The organism is Thermoplasma acidophilum DSM 1728 (assembly GCF_000195915.1).
In the GTDB taxonomy this organism is placed as follows: Archaea; Thermoplasmatota; Thermoplasmata; order Thermoplasmatales; family Thermoplasmataceae; genus Thermoplasma; species Thermoplasma acidophilum.
On record NC_002578.1, the window covers coordinates 1,332,165 to 1,347,703 of the forward strand.

Here is a 15,539-nt window from a genome sequence, read left to right on the forward strand (position 1 = left end):
TTTAGTATTTAGTAAATATTAAATAATATGCATGCATAACTTGGCAAATGAATGATACGGAGAATCTGAAGGTGGATTCGGCTCTAAGGCTTCATGGAGATGTCGGCACCTGGGGTGCAATAGCAGAGGAGATCTCGGCTATGGCGCCGGCGTGCGATACGGTAGCGTTCATGACCTCGGCGGCCATGTTCGCCTTCGTGTTAACACCGCTTGCTTTTCTAATAGCCACGCTGACCATGTACCTTGAGGTCAATACGCTGTACCACCTGTCAAAGCACCATGCCAGTGCTGGTGGTTACTATGGATATATTTCAACGGCGCTTGGTTCGAAGAGCGCCATATTGTCCGGTTTTCTTTATGTGCTTTACCAAGGAGTCAGCACGGCGGCAATACCGGTATACGTTGCAGGAATACTTCTTCCGGGCGTAGTGCAGTACTTCTTCCACTTCACCCTTCCTGTGTGGATATGGCTGCCCTTTGTCTCCGTATTCATCATTGCCCCAATAGTTCTTGCTATTGCGGGCATAAGACCGCAGATGAAGTATGTCAGGTATGCCGCAGCTTATGAAGTGGCCTTCCTAGCCATACTGGGAATCATAATAATAATCCATGCGCCGGATAACACGCTGAAGGTCTTTGATCCGTTCGCATGGCCCTCATATGATGCTCAATTTAGACCCTACGGTGGTCCGTTCGCAGGGCTTGGGCTTGGAATGATCTTTGGCCTCACGAGTTTCATTGGATATGGCGGATCTGCACCGCTTGGAGAAGAGGTCAGGGTTAAGAGTTCAATAACAAGATCGCTTGTTCTCGGCCTCCTGATTGTTGGCGCAGTGCTGACGGAGGTGGCATACGCACTTACCGTAGGGTGGGGCATAAACGATATGTCTTCGTTCGCTACCGCGGAAATTCCAGGAGTTATAGTGGCAACCCTATATGCAGGCATAATTGGTGGCTTGCTCCTATCTCTGACAGCCTTTAACTCGGCATTCTCTGATGCTGTTGCAATGCAGGCAAATGCCGGAAGGGTATACTTTTCAATGGCCAGAGATCGCGTTATACCTTCAGTTTTTGCAAAGATCAGTAAGAGATTCGGAACTCCTTACATCTCGCTCATTTTCATAGCCGGCATTTCGGTACTGATGAGCCTTCTTGTTCCCTTCCTAGTGGAAGTTGCCATGGGCTATGGCCCTCTGTTTCTTATAACAGGGCATAGCATACAGAACATAGATGGCGTGCTTGAGAACTCATTCGATCTGCTCTCCACCATGGCCCTTGTCGGCCTCATATCTGTGCACCTGATGCTGAACACCAGTGTCATGACACTCTTCAAAAGACTCAAGGAAAAGCATTATGGGCTTCATAAATTAACCCATCCGTTTGAACATTACGTTTTGCCAGCAATAGCAACTGCCGTGTTCATCTTCGTCCTCTATGAATCGATAGTCCCACCTGTATTTCCCATAACGCAGGCCGTGGTTGCTGTGGCAGTTTACATAGTGTTCATGGCTATATACATCATATGGCTCTCCGGAAGGCATCCGGACATAATGAAGGCTGCTGGAAGACGGGTGAATCTAATAACCGAAGAGGAAATAAATGGAAAATAGAGAGATCCTGCTAGAAGTCAAGGATCTGAATTTTTCATACGAAAATTTTTCATTGAAAGACATCAATATGACCGTAGAGAAGGGCCAGGTGGCTGGCATACTCGGGATAACGGGGTGTGGTAAAACTACTCTGCTAAAGCTGCTTTACAATGGCCTGAAAAATGGCGATAGGAGACTGATCTGGAAAGGCGGCAATTATGTTGATGCGATCGGCAGGGCCAGGCCGAATGCTGTCTACGTTCCTCAATCCGCTCCAGACTCGCTTGATCCTGTATATAGCGTTATCGACCAGATAAGAAAGGTGATGCAGGCAAGAAGCGTCGATTTTGATCAGGATCTTCTCGAAAAAATAATGAGCGAAATAGGCAGAAGCCCAGACATGCTGAAGAAAAAACCGCAGGCACTAAGCCAGGGAGAACGGCACATAGCCGTCGTTATAATGGCATTGATGATCCGCCCAAGCCTGATAATGATGGATGAGCCCACAACATCGTTGGACGCCATAGAAACGCTTGACCTTCTTGGTATTATAAGGAGATTTTCCGTGCAATATGGTATATCCTTTATCATATCAGGAACTTCGCCCGAGGTCATAACATACGCTTCTGATTTCGTACATGTGATGTATTGCGGCACGTTTGTTGAGAGTTCACAAACAGAAGATTTGATTAGCAATCCTCTGCATCCATATACAAGAATGATAATGAAAATGCGGCCATCCATCAGAACAAAAGATCTGGTATTGGATCGCTTCATATACGATTGCAACGATTATGGATGCCCTTTCTTAAATTATTGTGAGTATGCACGTGACGAATGCAGATCGCAGGTATCTATCCGAAGGTATAATGACAGGGCAGGTCAGGTGCGTTCTTTGGCAGAAATAATGCTTTCGGCAAAACATGTGTACAAGACCTATTTGGAAAAAGTGTCGATATTCAAATGGCACGAGAATAAGGTAATAGAGGACTTTTCCTATGACTTCCTCTCTGGAACAAGGTACGGTATAATCGGAGTCTCAGGATCTGGTAAGACCACCCTTGCCAGCATACTGGCAGGTTATGACAGACCGGATTCTGGAAGCATAATCTACTCTAAGCATCCATCCGATGGATCCAGCATTCGCGTTAGAAACGTTTTCCAGGACACGTATAGATTCCTGAATCCCGTAAACACGCTGGAGTGGTACGAGAAAAACATTTCGGCCATTTCGCCAGATCCTAAACTCATTGACAAGATTCTTGATGCTGTCGGATTGCCGCTGGAAAGGTTCGGATCCCTGTATATCGATCAACTCTCCGGCGGCCAGCGCCAGAGATTAGCCTTCGCAATGGTTTTATCCCAGCTTCCGGACGTTCTCATACTGGATGAACCATTTTCTATGATAGATCCTCCTAATGCAATGGTCCTGTTTTCCCTGATCAGAAAGTATCTAGATAAAAGCACCGTGATATACATCGATCACAATATTGACCGGGTCGCATACCTGTGCGATCACATCATTGCATTTGATAAAGGCCGGATAGTTGAGGAAGATGATGTAAAGAAAATCTTTGAAACCCAGAAAACAGAATACGTGGAAAAATTAATATGGGCATCGGAAAAAATATCATCACGCATGAAACGGCAACCCTAAATCTGCCCGTACTGCCACCAGTGACATAGCGATCCGTATCCCTTCCCGGTTGTAAATGAATTTTTTATAGCTCCCTCCACATATTCCTTGGCAAGCCTCACTGACTCTGATTCGCTGTGGCCTCTTATCATGTATGAAACTATAGCGGAAGACAAGGTATCTCCCGTTCCATGGGTATTCTTAGTATTTATCCTGGAACCGGGAAACTCATGGAACGAACTGCCATCATAGAGGACGTCTATGGGTGAGGATTCGAGATGCCCACCCTTTATCAGGATATGCGAACCTGTTTCATCATAGAGCTTTTCTGCAGCAGAATGCATATCTTCAATGTTTCTTATCTTTATACCCGATAGTATCTCGGCCTCCGGCACGTTTGGCGTAACCATGGTTGAGATGGGAAGAAGCTTTTCCTTAAGCGTCTCTATGGCGTCCTCCTTCAGTAGCCTTGCGTTGCTCTTGGACACCATGACTGGATCAACAACTATCACCGGAACGCCGAATTCGGTAAACTCTCTTGCAACAACGCTGATGATATCCGATGAGAAGAGCATACCAGTTTTGGAGCCATCCACCTTGATGTCTTTCGCAACGGTCTCAAACTGAAGCTTCACGAAATCAGGCGGTACAGGAAGTATGCCGGATACTTCATAGGAATTCTGCGCAGTGAGCGCAACTATAACGGACATCCCGAAAACGGATAAAGCATTGAACGTCTTCAGATCCGCCTGTATGCCTGCACCGCCACCACTGTCCGATCCAGCCACCGTAAGCGCATGGGGTACCATAAATCGATCAGTACAGCATCGCGTAAAAAGTTTCAGCTAAGGTGTTCCCTGTTTCGAAAAAACGAAGATATATAAATTGTATATAATGAAGATTCCTTCCAGGAAATGCCAATATCACCTTAGCTGGCCCATAACATGAGCTACAGTTTCCGGGCTCATGTCTGTGACGAGAAGCGGTATGTTTTCTATATCCGCAAGTTTTATTGCCAGCTCATCCACGTTATCAGGCTGTATGTAAACTACCGCCGCTGGCTTCAGAGGGTGCACACGTATAGCTATCATTGGGCTTCTTCCAAATTTGACATCCGTGAAAAATATTGCCCTCTCTGACGACCACCCATAGAGCCTGCTGTATTCATAATAAGAAAATGCAAGTATTGCCTTTACTCCATCCACTATAGTGTATCCTCTTATGTCCCTGTCTATGGAAACGTGAGATACATTGGTTCCGTTTATGGCTTTTATGGCCCTTTCCAATGGAACATCCCTGTCATAATCCTTTATATCTATCAGTGCCTCAGAAGGAACACCGCTCTTGTACTTCTTTATTATATAGCCCCCTCTCCTCTCATCTATCGTGATCAACGCATCCACGATCTTTCTCACCGAGGCTATGCTTGGAAATTTTCTCCTGCCTGTCTCGTAGTCGCTTATAACTGACGGAGACTGATGCAAAAAGTTGGATAATTCATGCTGGGATATTTTGAACTCTTCACGCCATTTTCTTATGGTCTCTGCTGGAGAATCTGAAAGGGTTATTTCACCGGCTATCTTCTCCCTCAATTCTATATCCATGATCATGAAAATGCCAGGTTGTATATAGAATTGCCGAATTACCATTCGACAATCAGTGAATATACCATGCTCAATCAATAGTATTCTTGGTTTTTAGTGTATTTCTCATATTTTATATTTTTATTCTCATTGCTGATATTATAGGGCAGTTGGGCGCTTGTAGGAAGAAGTAAACTCCTCTAATTCAAGTGTGAAATACGCTGGTTTCCCCGATAAAGAAGTCTATAGCTATGGTTATTAGCTATGGGAACTGATCACAGCTACTAGGGTGAAATTGAATCTAGATAAAGGATAAAAGGAACTTCCCGGAAATATTTTTTGCAGCTGCAGATCCGTCTGCAGTTACCTCCAATCCCAAGGGAAGGTACTATATCACACAAAAAAATCCAGAGAAATCTTCCCTGAATCATCTTGATACCGCAAACACGCTTATGGAACTGAAGAAAGAACGCATGGATGCAAGAGATAGATCCATAGCTTGTGTGGATGCCTTTACGCTCTTTAGGTAAAGCGTTCAGGAAGTTATTCGGAAAAGTACGGATAAGGCAAGACAGCTTGCACGGTATACATACAGAGACTGTCCTATGAATCAGCAAGAAGCCCCAGATGCTTCGGCTGAGGGATGGCTCACAAAAATTCGAGGCATTGCAAATGTGGAGAGTATCCTTACCAGCAAAGCTTAGAAGAAGAATCAATGATATTCTATCCGACGTCATGATTTGCACAAAGCGATTAAAATGGAAATTCAGTAGCCATCAATTTAATAAATTCAGATGAGTTCTTGATGATGGTCCATTGCCCCAAATGATCAAGTAATAATGGCTTTAAAGATGCTTCAAGGCCAATGACAAAAGATTAAAATGAACAATAAATTAAGGAGCGCAATGGAGATAGATATCAATTATTTCAGACAGCTTGATATAAGGGCGGTTAAGGTCGTTTCTGCTGAAAAGGTGGAAAAATCCAGGAGTCTGCTCAGGTTGATTGTGGATCTGGGAGGCGAGCAGAAGCAGATAATATCCAGCATAGCTGATTACTATAATCCATCCGATCTTGTTGGAAAAACCATAATAATACTCAACAACCTGAAACCTGCAAAGTTCATGGGCCTTGAAAGCCAGGGCATGCTCCTCGCCGTTGACAACGAAGATGGCGTTAAATTACTGACGGTTGACGGCGAAGTTAAGCCAGGATCGAGGGTATCTTGATGTCCTGGGCCGACAAATACAGACCGAAGAACATTGACGATGTAATTTTAAATTCTGAAATAAGAAAGCAGATAACGGAATGGATAGAGTCCTGGAAGGAAGGTATACCAAAGAAGAGATCACTCATACTTTACGGATCGCAGGGCACAGGCAAAACCACAACGGCGTATGCTATCGCCGGAACATTCGGCGTTCCAGTAGTTGAAATGAACGCCTCTGACCAGAGAAATAGGGACAGCATGAGAGGTACCGCGCTTATGGCCTCTCTCTACGGTGATCTTTTCGTCGAATCTGCGAAAAGACCATCAAAAGTGATACTCATAGATGAAGCTGACAATATGTTTGAGAGAGGCGGAGATACCGGAGGAATATACGAGCTTTCTAAGATAATAAAGAACTCGGCTAACCCCATAGTCATAACCATGAACGATATCTTCGAATTCAGAAAGAAAAACTATGCCTCTGACGTCATATCGGCTTCACTGACCATAGAGATGAAGCAATATGGACGGAAGCTGGATAAGAATTACAATGAGTTTCGCAGAAATATAAAGGCAAGGTTGATCTTCATACTCAAGAACGAGGGTTACACGCTTCCAGATCAGGTTGTGGATCGGATAATAGATAGAAATATGCCCGATATACGCAGCATGATAAATGATCTGGAAGCCTCCGCCGTGTCTGGCACCAACATAAGCGATCAGAGCTCCAGAGATGTACCTGAGATCGTATACTACATGGTCGATAAGGCCTTCAAGAGGAATTACGATGATACCTTAAGATCAATTTACGGATCAGACATAGATGATTCTTACTACGTAAGCTGGATAGATGAGAATCTGCCATTGAAGACCGTTGATCTTCAGGATCTGGTATCAGCCTATGAGGTTATATCATATGCAGATCATATACTGTGGGCAATGGAGCGCAGAAGGCATTACGAGCTTATGGCTTTCCCCATGGAGATCGCCGGAGGCGTAGCGTATTACATTGAGAACATGAAGCACGAATATGTAAAGTATCAGAGCCCATCCTACATAAGCCAGATGTCAAAAACGAAGGAAAAGAGGCATGCGATGATGTCTCTCGCTCTGAAAATCGGCCTTCTGATTCACATGGGTGCGCAGCGGACCTCGGAAGATCTGTGGTTTTACAGCCTACTGTACCAGCATAACGAGAAATTGAGAACTTTCTTTGAAGAAAAGCTCAATCTAACTCAGGGCGAGGAGAACGTCCTTACCAGGAGCGAATGACCCTGAACAATCGATGAAAGGTAGATCATGAGCAAACTTATATAACGCTGGATTGATTAGGGGTAAAGTCAAGGGGAATTCAATGTCATCCAGTGGCTTATATCAGGCAGTTCGTGAAGAGTGGAAAAGCTTAAAGAAAAGCGAGATCTATGATCTAGTTAAGAAAAGGATGATAGAATGGAGGCATGGCCCTTCCATAGTTAGGCTTGAACATCCTACCCGCATAGACAGGGCAAGAGCTCTCGGTTTTAAGAGCAAGGACGGTTTCATAGTGGTGAGATCCCGCGTCAGGCGTGGAGGAAGCAACAGAGAGAAGATAATGGGCGGGAGGAGGCCAAGGAGAATGGCCTACAACAAGCTCACAAGGAAGAAGAGCCTAAAGTTAATAGCCGAGGAGAGAGCAGCGGATAAATATCCAAATATGGAGGTTCTAAATTCGTATTATGTTGGCGAAGACGGCCTCTACAAATACTTTGAAGTCATACTCGTAGACAGATCCCACCCGAATATATTCAACGATCCGCACATCTCATGGATATCTGAACCTCAGAATACCGGCAGAGTCTATAGAGGTCTAACATCTGCTGGTTATAAGGTCAGAGGCCTGAGAACCGGCAGGAAGGGTTCCAGCAAGAGCAGGCCATCAATAAGGTCAAACGGCAGGCTTAGAAGATAAGCACCAATTTTTGCCGCGGTGGCCCAGCGGTACGGCGCCAGCCTTGAGAGCTGGTTCCCTTGTGGATCGGGAGTTCGAATCTCCCCCGCGGCGCCTTTCGAATCATCTTATTTTTTGAACTTATTCTCTAAAATAGGATTATCCTGTAATCTCTGATCCGCTTCAGATTTAAAGTTAACAGTTCGGCTTTACTTGAAAATTATAATTATATTTGTGTTGTCGTATCGTAATCCTTTGACACCTCTTCGAGGCTCTTGCCTGCAGCTTCAGGTATCATGAAGATCATTATTATGGAAAGAACCGCTATCATGGCGTAGGCCAGTACCATGGCAGATAAGCCAAATTTTGAAAGCAATATCGGAAAAGCTGTGAGGCCTACAGCATCGGCTGTTCGATCAATACCAACAGTTATTCCCTGTGAGGTGCCCCTGACTTTTGTTGGCGTTATCTCCGGCGTAACCATCGCCCCGCCTATTATCGATGCCGGCCCTGTGGCTGAAAACAGGTAGTTCATTATGTAGAAGAAGAATCCCAGTATCGCAGCCTTTCCTATGAGGCCTGCCGGTGTGATATCGGAAGCAAGGCCTGCAAATATGGATGCCTTTGCAAGGAGAAGCGAATACATTAAGAGCCAGACGAAAACTCCAGCATATCCAACCACTATGAGCTTACGCCTTCCAACCCGGTCTATGAGAAGTGCAGATATTATCGCGCCGGGTATGCCAGCAAATAATTCCGCATAATATGTGAAGGTTATCGGGGTTAGGCCAAGGTTGTATGCTATCGTTATCGGTCCGTAGATGGCGAATGTAGTGGAGTACATGTCATAGAGTATCCACAGAACGGCGGATACGGTTATCATGAGAATCGAGGCACGCAGCCTAGATATGAACGGTTTTCGATCTATGTCCACGTTAACGGCTGATCCGATCTCGGTTTCTATCTTGGATAGTTCCGTAGAATTGCCCCTAACCCTGGCTTCGAACCTCGGCGTTTCAGGTATTTTTCTCCTCAGATATATAACAAGCAGAGCTGGCACGCCTCCAAAAGCGAGGACAACATGCCAAACTGCACTAGACGGCAAATATAGGAGAGATATCTGATCCACGAATGCTACGAGCATGGCTCCAAAGGCAGCCATTATTGGGAATGTCATTATCATCAGTTTACCCCTGTCCCTGGTGTCTGCATTCTCTGCCATTATAACCGGCGAAAGAACGTAGTCCCCACCTATTCCGAATCCCAGAATCGACCTGAATATAACAAGCTCATAGAAGTTTACAGTGAATAATTGAAGGAACGAACCGAGGGCTATGAATGCAAGGTCTATCCCATACATTGGCTTTCGCCCTATTCTGTCCGCGATGAAGCCAAAGAGGAAGGCTCCGGCCGCCGCGCCCATAAAGGATGCTGAAGTCATCAAAGAATCCTGAAGTGGAGAAAGATCCAGTGAAGCAGATACGAGATAGTATACAAGCGATATAGCGTAAAGATTGTAAGAATCTGAGAATATACCTATGCCGCTGACTATGACGCTCTTTATCTGAAAGAACGTTATTCTGCGTGAATCTAAGCCCTCAAACATCAAAATATGATGTCTAAGCCATATAAAAATATTTGAGTAATTACTCGTGAATTAGTAGCATATATCAATTATTCGAATTTCATGATAAAAGAAATCTTTATTATTCGTCTGATTATAGTGGCTGGAGGAGATAACATGCAACAGGGCCAGATGGCTTACGATAGAGCGATTACGGTTTTTTCACCAGATGGTAGACTTTTCCAGGTAGAGTATGCAAGGGAAGCAGTTAAGAAAGGTTCAACGGCGCTCGGTATGAAATTCGCAAATGGTGTGCTCTTGATATCCGATAAGAAGGTAAGAAGCAGACTTATTGAGCAGAATTCAATTGAAAAGATACAGCTTATAGATGATTATGTTGCCGCAGTGACGTCCGGGCTGGTGGCAGACGCGAGAGTACTTGTGGACTTTGCCAGGATAAGCGCCCAGCAGGAAAAGGTAACGTACGGATCGCTTGTAAATATTGAGAATCTAGTTAAGAGAGTTGCTGACCAGATGCAGCAGTACACACAGTACGGTGGCGTAAGGCCATACGGTGTATCGCTGATCTTCGCTGGCATAGATCAGATCGGCCCAAGGCTGTTCGACTGCGATCCCGCCGGTACTATAAATGAGTACAAGGCAACGGCCATCGGATCGGGCAAAGATGCCGTTGTGAGCTTCCTTGAGCGCGAATACAAGGAAAACCTGCCCGAGAAGGAAGCAGTGACGCTTGGAATAAAGGCGCTGAAATCTTCCCTTGAGGAGGGCGAAGAGCTTAAGGCTCCGGAGATCGCATCAATAACGGTGGGAAATAAGTACAGGATATACGATCAGGAGGAAGTTAAAAAATTCCTCTGATGTGATATATTTTTATTTTTAAAGGAATTCACCAAGTATGGTAAAGGTTGAGGACGCCATCGTTGCCCGCCTTGAATCGCATGGATATCATTTTGAAATTCTGGTAGATCCAGACGCGATAGAACGCATCAGAAAGGGAAACATAGATATAGAGAACGATCTGGCATTTCCTGAGGTATACAAGGATGTCAGGAAGGGCGAAAAGGCAAGCGATGACTCTCTTAAAGAAGCCTTCAAGACCACGGTTATAGCACAGGTCGCAATAGAGATTGTCAAGAAAGGACAGATACAGTTGACTACGGAGCAGAGAAGAGAGATGTACGATGAGCGTCGCAAGCAGATAGTGAATCTTATCGCACGTGAGGGTATAAATCCACAGACGAACACTCCGCACACACCTTACAGGATATCACAGGCCATGGATGAGGCAAAAGTCAAGATAGATCCGCTCAAGCCAGCAGAGGATCAGGTGCAGAACGTTCTAAAGGCCATCATGCCCATAATACCCATAAGGCTAGAGAAGGCAAAGATAGCCGTCAAGCTGATAGGCGACGCCTATGGAAAGCTCTACGGGGAACTTGCCAAATCCGGATACATGTGAAGGAGGAGTGGGGCAAGGATGGCTCTTGGATGGGAATCCTCGAGGTGCCCGCCGGCATACAGGGGGATATCATTGAGAATCTGTCTAGAAGAGGCGGGGACAAGGTCCAGATAAAGATCCTCAAACAGTAAACGAAAGTATATTATGAAAATTACAATAGAGTTTCAAAGTTAAGGAGAAGGTGTATCAATTGGGAGACGTCAAAAAAATAGTGCTGCCCGGAGATCCCATAGAGGTACAGGGAAAGATGAGGAATGGGGTTTACAGAGGGCAGGACAACAGATATTATTCGGAGTACTTCGGAACTCTTCAGGTGAACGATCAGTTCGTGGATGTTGTTCCTTTTTCAGGGCAGTATATACCAAGAAAGGGGGACAAGGTAATAGGCAAGGTCATCGAGGTGGGCCCATCAACGTGGACAGTTGACATCAATTCACCTTACTTTGCAATGCTCCACATGAACGATACCCCATGGAGGATGTCCTCTGGCGACCTGAAGAGGTATCTGAACGCTGGAGACTACATCTATGCAAAGATAATGAGCGTCAACGAGATCAAGGAGAGCTGGTTGACCCTCAAGGAACCGGGCCTGAAAAAGCTTGAGGGTGGGCATATGGTTCTCATACACGCCTCCCGTGTGCCGAGAGTCATAGGAAAGGGCGGCGGTATGGTCAACATGGTGAAGGAGCTGACTGCCACACGCATAATAATAGGGCAGAATGGCCTCATATGGATAGATGGCCCGATTGAGGGAGTGACCATGGCTATAGCCGCCATCGAGATGATAGAGAGAGAGGCTCACACGGAAGGCCTCACAGCACGCGTTGAGAGTTTTCTGAAAGAGTTGAAAGGTGAAAAGGATGGAAGCCAACAAAATAAAGCTGATCAATGAAGATAATCTTAGGCTGGATGGTAGATCTTTCAATGAACTGCGCCCGATAAAGATACAGGCAGGAGTGCTCAACAGGGCGGATGGATCTGCATACATAGAATGGGGAGGAAACAAGATAATGGTCGGTGTTTATGGGCCGAAGGAGGCTTATCCCAAGCACTCCCAAGACATAGACCATGCCATAGTTAAAGCCAGATACAACATGGCAGCATTCTCGGTCGATGAGCGAAAGAGGCCGGGGCCGGACAGGAGGACAATGGAGATATCAAAGGTAATATCGGAAGCCCTGAGCTCATCGATAATGATAGAGCAGTTCCCAAGGGCCGAGATTGACGTTTACATAGAGGTTCTCCAGGCCGATGCCGGTACGAGGATAGCTGGCCTTACGGCCGCAACCGTTGCACTTGCTGACGCAGGTGTCCCGATGCGGGATATGGTCGTCGGCTGCACGGCGGGAAAGGTAGACGGCCACATGGTGCTTGATCTGTCCAAAGAGGAGGACAACTACGGTGAGGCAGATATACCGATAGCCATAATGCCAAAGACCGGTGATATCGTTCTTATGCAGATGGATGGGGACGTCACCGAGGATGAGCTTTACCAGGCCATGGATATGATATTCGAAGCCACCAAGAGAATATCACAGATCCAGAGGGAGGCCCTCCTGAACAAGTACAAGATACAGGATATCGGAGAGGGTGAGTGACAATGGTTAAGGAATCAGCAGAAATTCTTTCTGAGATAAGGAAAAATTACATACTGAGCACGATGAAGGGCGGGAAGAGGATCGATGGAAGGCTGCCCGACGAATTCAGAGAATTAACGATCATAGAGAATTACATTCCCAGGGCAAATGGATCCGCTTATGTCGCCCTTGGAAATACAAGAGTTGTTGCTGGTGTGAAGATCGAGGCTGGGGAGCCATTCCCGGACACACCGGATCAGGGAGTCCTCACGACAAATGTGGAGCTCCTTCCCATAGCTTTCCCCAGCTTTGAAGCGGGGCCACCGAACGATCTGGCGATAGAGGTATCGCGCGTTGTGGACAGGGGCATAAGGGAAAGCAAGATGATAAGCCCTGAAAAGCTCGTGATCGAGCAGGGAAAGAAGGTCTGGATAGTATTTCTGGACATAAACGTTCTTGATTATGATGGAAACCTCATAGATGCAAGTACAATCGCTGCTGTGGCTGCTCTGCGCAATGCGGTTGTCCCTGCATCTAAGGAGGGCGGAGAGGATTTCAAACTACCCGTATCCAGCACCCCAATCTCCGTGACCATGGTCAAGATAGGGGATACGCTTGTCTGCGATCCCAGCCTAGAGGAGGATCAGATATGCGGCGGCAGGATAACGGTCACGACAACCGAGGATGGCCACATCAGAGCAATGCAAAAAGGTGAAATAGGAGCTTTCACTGTCGAAGATGTTAAAAAGGCTGTCAAGATGTCCCTTGAGGTTGGTAAGAAGCTAAGGGAAAAATACTTCAGGTGATGTTCATGTCAAAGAGAACGGTTAAGGTTGGCGTTGCGGGCAGATTTGGACCAAGATACGGAGTGACAATAAGGAAGGAATGGAGTGAGATCTACAAGCAGAAGATAGCCCTTTATACATGCCCTTCCTGCAAGAAGAAGAGAGTAAAGCGCGTGGCCAACGGCATATGGCAGTGCAGGCACTGTGGTTATAAATTCGCTGGTGGATCTTATACGCCAGCCTATGAGATAAAAGTGGTTGAAGGATGACCGAATATAAATGTGTAAGGTGCGGAAGGCCTCTGGAGAAGACCATGGGATCTGCTGAGATAGAGTGCGAGTGCGGTTCCAGGGTCTTCGTCAAGGAAAGGCCAAGCATCGAAAAAACCATCAAAGCAAGATAGACCATGTTCCAGATCTCGGAACTGGCCAACTATCGCCTGTGCAAGAGGTGCTCGGGCAGGATTTTTGCTTACCATTATCACGGCATATCCAACCTTGAAAGGGGCGAATATCTTCAGTTTGCGATAGGCTGTGAGACCGGGAATCCAGATTTTTCCTTCGTGGATTCTAAGAACTGCGACATCTGCCACGGAATCTTTGATAGGTTTGACGATATCTACGATCTCGTTGCAAAGAAGGTCGGCGATGCCCAGTACAGCACATTTCTAGTCGGATCAGTATTTCCCCAGGATACCATCAGAATGGAAGAGGATATCCAGAAAAAGTTCGGATCCTCTGGTGAGAGTATCAAGAAGGAATTCAACAGGGAATTCGGAAAATACTTTTCAGCGAGAACTGGCAAGGAGTATTCGCAGGATAACCCCGATCTCACCATACTGGTCAATGCAGAATACCTTTTTGTTGACGTCAAGATAAGAAGCATATACATATATGGGAAGTACAGGAAGTTCAGGCGCGACATGCCGCAGACTAGATGGATACACAGGCCGAACGGTGATACCGTTGAAAGCGTCATAGGATCCGTATTTACGAGATATGCCGGTGGCACAAACTACTACCTTCACGGATCTGGAAGGGAGGACGTGGATGTCAGGATGCTCGGAAACGGAAGAGAATTTGTTTTGGAGGTTGAGAATCCCAGATACAGAGAATTTGAACTGGATCCGGTTGTCAAAGAAATAAATACCTCCGGCAAGGGTGTGGAGATTTTCGATGTTAAATTCTCGAGCCATGATGCAGTATCGGAAGTAAAGCTTGAGAAACACAGGAAGGTCTATGATGCTCTGGTCGTATCTGACAGGCCCATAGATGAAAGCCGGTTGTTGGAGGCATGCATAAATCTCACCGGAAAAAATATTTATCAGAGAACACCATTAAGAGTTGCCCAGCGCAGATCCGATCTGGTAAGGACAAGGCGCATAGATCAGGTGGATCTGGTTGGTGTATCCGCAAACGAAGCAGAGATATTGATTTCGGCAGAAGCCGGAACATATATAAAGGAACTGGTCAATGGTGATGGCGGTAGAACCAGGCCTTCCCTGAGCGAAATGTACGGATCACCACTAAACGTGAAAGAGCTGGATGTGATAAAGATCTGCAGAGGTGAAGATTAATGGTTAAGATGTCGCATGGTCCGAGATCCGGATCACGAAGAAAATTGACAAAATCAGCTGAGGAGAGGAAAAGATCTGTAATAGGTAGATTCATGCAGGAGTTCGAACCTGGGGATCGTGTGGCCATAGACATAGAGCCATCGGTGCACGCCGGTATGCCCTATCACAGATTTCAGGGATACACGGGTGTGGTAGAGGGCCCCCAGGGCGACTGCTATAAGGTCGCGGTAAAGATCGACAGCCTCACAAAATATGTGATTGCTTCACCGGTTCACCTTAAGAAGATCAAAGGATGACCATGGAGAAGAAATACATAAGCATACCAGAGGTTATCGATCTTCTTTCCAATCGAGAAAATCTTACCGATCTTGAAAAGGAAAATCTCGCATATGCTGAGAAATTTGCAAGGATAGATCCAAAAGCGATAAAGAAGGTGAGGGAGGACATTCTATCCATAGTGGATATGCCTGAAAAGGCGCTTGTTAAAATACTGGATCTTAAGCCAGAAACTCCCGGGGAACTCACAGCAATTCTATCAACGTACGGAGTCATGATATCCGACGAAAATTTAAATGCACTTACCGACTACCTTAAGAAGCTAAGGTTCTGAAG

At 45.9% G+C, this 15,539-nt stretch carries 19 protein-coding genes and 1 tRNA gene; 17 read left to right on the plus strand and 3 right to left on the minus strand.

All coding sequences use genetic code 11. The annotated features are described in order from the left end of the window. Positions 1-47 precede the first annotated feature (47 nt). Together TA_RS06605 and TA_RS06610 are read left to right on the plus strand one after the other, a co-directional pair. Positions 48-1,610, plus strand: a complete 1,563-nt coding sequence (locus TA_RS06605; RefSeq protein WP_048162053.1) for an APC family permease — start codon at positions 48-50, stop codon at positions 1,608-1,610. Then, positions 1,600-3,246: an ABC transporter ATP-binding protein gene (locus TA_RS06610; RefSeq protein WP_048162054.1), complete on the plus strand. Its 1,647-nt coding sequence runs from the start codon at positions 1,600-1,602 to the stop codon at positions 3,244-3,246. Before TA_RS06605 ends, TA_RS06610 begins: the two co-directional genes overlap by 11 nt. Here TA_RS06610 and thiD read toward each other — a convergent pair. Together thiD and TA_RS06620 are read right to left on the minus strand one after the other, a co-directional pair. Then, positions 3,243-4,034: a bifunctional hydroxymethylpyrimidine kinase/phosphomethylpyrimidine kinase gene (gene thiD / locus TA_RS06615; protein ID WP_010901689.1), complete on the minus strand. Its 792-nt coding sequence runs from the start codon at positions 4,032-4,034 to the stop codon at positions 3,243-3,245. The two genes, TA_RS06610 and thiD, sit on opposite strands and share 4 nt — an antisense overlap. A gap of 114 nt (positions 4,035-4,148) precedes the next feature. Continuing rightward, complete coding sequence (locus tag TA_RS06620) at positions 4,149-4,829, minus strand: helix-turn-helix domain-containing protein (protein WP_010901690.1); 681 nt, start codon at positions 4,827-4,829, stop codon at positions 4,149-4,151. A gap of 860 nt (positions 4,830-5,689) precedes the next feature. On the opposite strand from TA_RS06620, the gene metG reads away from it, so the two are divergent. From metG to TA_RS06640, 4 genes are all read left to right on the plus strand, one after another. After that, positions 5,690-6,037: a methionine--tRNA ligase subunit beta gene (gene metG / locus TA_RS06625; RefSeq protein ID WP_083808330.1), complete on the plus strand. Its 348-nt coding sequence runs from the start codon at positions 5,690-5,692 to the stop codon at positions 6,035-6,037. Beyond that, positions 6,037-7,290, plus strand: a complete 1,254-nt coding sequence (locus TA_RS06630) for a replication factor C large subunit (RefSeq protein WP_048162057.1) — start codon at positions 6,037-6,039, stop codon at positions 7,288-7,290. Before metG ends, TA_RS06630 begins: the two co-directional genes overlap by 1 nt. 82 nt (positions 7,291-7,372) lie before the next feature. Continuing rightward, positions 7,373-7,966: a 50S ribosomal protein L15e gene (locus TA_RS06635; protein WP_010901693.1), complete on the plus strand. Its 594-nt coding sequence runs from the start codon at positions 7,373-7,375 to the stop codon at positions 7,964-7,966. Positions 7,967-7,978: 12 nt separating this feature from the next. After that, positions 7,979-8,059, plus strand: a tRNA-Ser gene (locus tag TA_RS06640). A 112-nt stretch (positions 8,060-8,171) separates the two neighbouring features. On the opposite strand, the gene TA_RS06645 is transcribed toward TA_RS06640, so the two are convergent. Then, positions 8,172-9,551 (minus strand): MFS transporter, encoded by a 1,380-nt coding sequence (locus TA_RS06645; RefSeq protein WP_010901694.1) that lies wholly within the window; start codon positions 9,549-9,551, stop codon positions 8,172-8,174. Positions 9,552-9,686: 135 nt separating this feature from the next. On the opposite strand from TA_RS06645, the gene psmA reads away from it, so the two are divergent. The 11 genes from psmA to TA_RS06695 are packed head-to-tail and all read left to right on the plus strand — an operon-like array spanning position 9,687 to position 15,537. Continuing rightward, the gene (gene psmA / locus TA_RS06650; RefSeq protein ID WP_010901695.1) at positions 9,687-10,388 is read left to right on the plus strand and encodes an archaeal proteasome endopeptidase complex subunit alpha; all 702 of its coding nucleotides are present in this window, start codon (positions 9,687-9,689) and stop codon (positions 10,386-10,388) included. A gap of 37 nt (positions 10,389-10,425) precedes the next feature. Next, the gene (locus tag TA_RS06655; RefSeq protein WP_241761828.1) at positions 10,426-10,989 is read left to right on the plus strand and encodes a ribosome assembly factor SBDS; all 564 of its coding nucleotides are present in this window, start codon (positions 10,426-10,428) and stop codon (positions 10,987-10,989) included. Further along, positions 10,986-11,120, plus strand: coding sequence for an SBDS family ribosome assembly factor (locus TA_RS08370; protein WP_277770685.1), 135 nt, complete (start codon positions 10,986-10,988; stop codon positions 11,118-11,120). Before TA_RS06655 ends, TA_RS08370 begins: the two co-directional genes overlap by 4 nt. A 50-nt stretch (positions 11,121-11,170) precedes the next feature. After that, a complete protein-coding gene (gene rrp4, locus TA_RS06660; protein ID WP_010901697.1) occupies positions 11,171-11,881 on the plus strand; it encodes an exosome complex RNA-binding protein Rrp4 in 711 nt (236 codons plus the stop codon). Beyond that, positions 11,850-12,587 (plus strand): exosome complex exonuclease Rrp41, encoded by a 738-nt coding sequence (rrp41, locus tag TA_RS06665; protein WP_048162062.1) that lies wholly within the window; start codon positions 11,850-11,852, stop codon positions 12,585-12,587. Before rrp4 ends, rrp41 begins: the two co-directional genes overlap by 32 nt. Before the next feature lie 2 nt (positions 12,588-12,589). Beyond that, positions 12,590-13,372, plus strand: a complete 783-nt coding sequence (rrp42, locus tag TA_RS06670; RefSeq protein WP_010901699.1) for an exosome complex protein Rrp42 — start codon at positions 12,590-12,592, stop codon at positions 13,370-13,372. Between the two features lie 5 nt (positions 13,373-13,377). Next, on the plus strand, positions 13,378-13,620 hold the full coding sequence (locus TA_RS06675; protein ID WP_010901700.1) for a 50S ribosomal protein L37ae: 243 nt from the start codon (positions 13,378-13,380) through the stop codon (positions 13,618-13,620). After that, positions 13,617-13,754: a DNA-directed RNA polymerase subunit P gene (locus tag TA_RS06680; protein ID WP_010901701.1), complete on the plus strand. Its 138-nt coding sequence runs from the start codon at positions 13,617-13,619 to the stop codon at positions 13,752-13,754. The genes TA_RS06675 and TA_RS06680 overlap by 4 nt, the downstream gene beginning before the upstream one ends. Positions 13,755-13,757: 3 nt before the next feature. Then, positions 13,758-14,927 (plus strand): tRNA pseudouridine(54/55) synthase Pus10, encoded by a 1,170-nt coding sequence (locus TA_RS06685; protein ID WP_010901702.1) that lies wholly within the window; start codon positions 13,758-13,760, stop codon positions 14,925-14,927. Further along, the gene (locus TA_RS06690; protein WP_010901703.1) at positions 14,927-15,223 is read left to right on the plus strand and encodes a 50S ribosomal protein L21e; all 297 of its coding nucleotides are present in this window, start codon (positions 14,927-14,929) and stop codon (positions 15,221-15,223) included. The genes TA_RS06685 and TA_RS06690 overlap by 1 nt, the downstream gene beginning before the upstream one ends. After that, positions 15,220-15,537, plus strand: coding sequence for an RNA polymerase Rpb4 family protein (locus TA_RS06695; RefSeq protein WP_010901704.1), 318 nt, complete (start codon positions 15,220-15,222; stop codon positions 15,535-15,537). The genes TA_RS06690 and TA_RS06695 overlap by 4 nt, the downstream gene beginning before the upstream one ends. Positions 15,538-15,539: the final 2 nt, after the last annotated feature.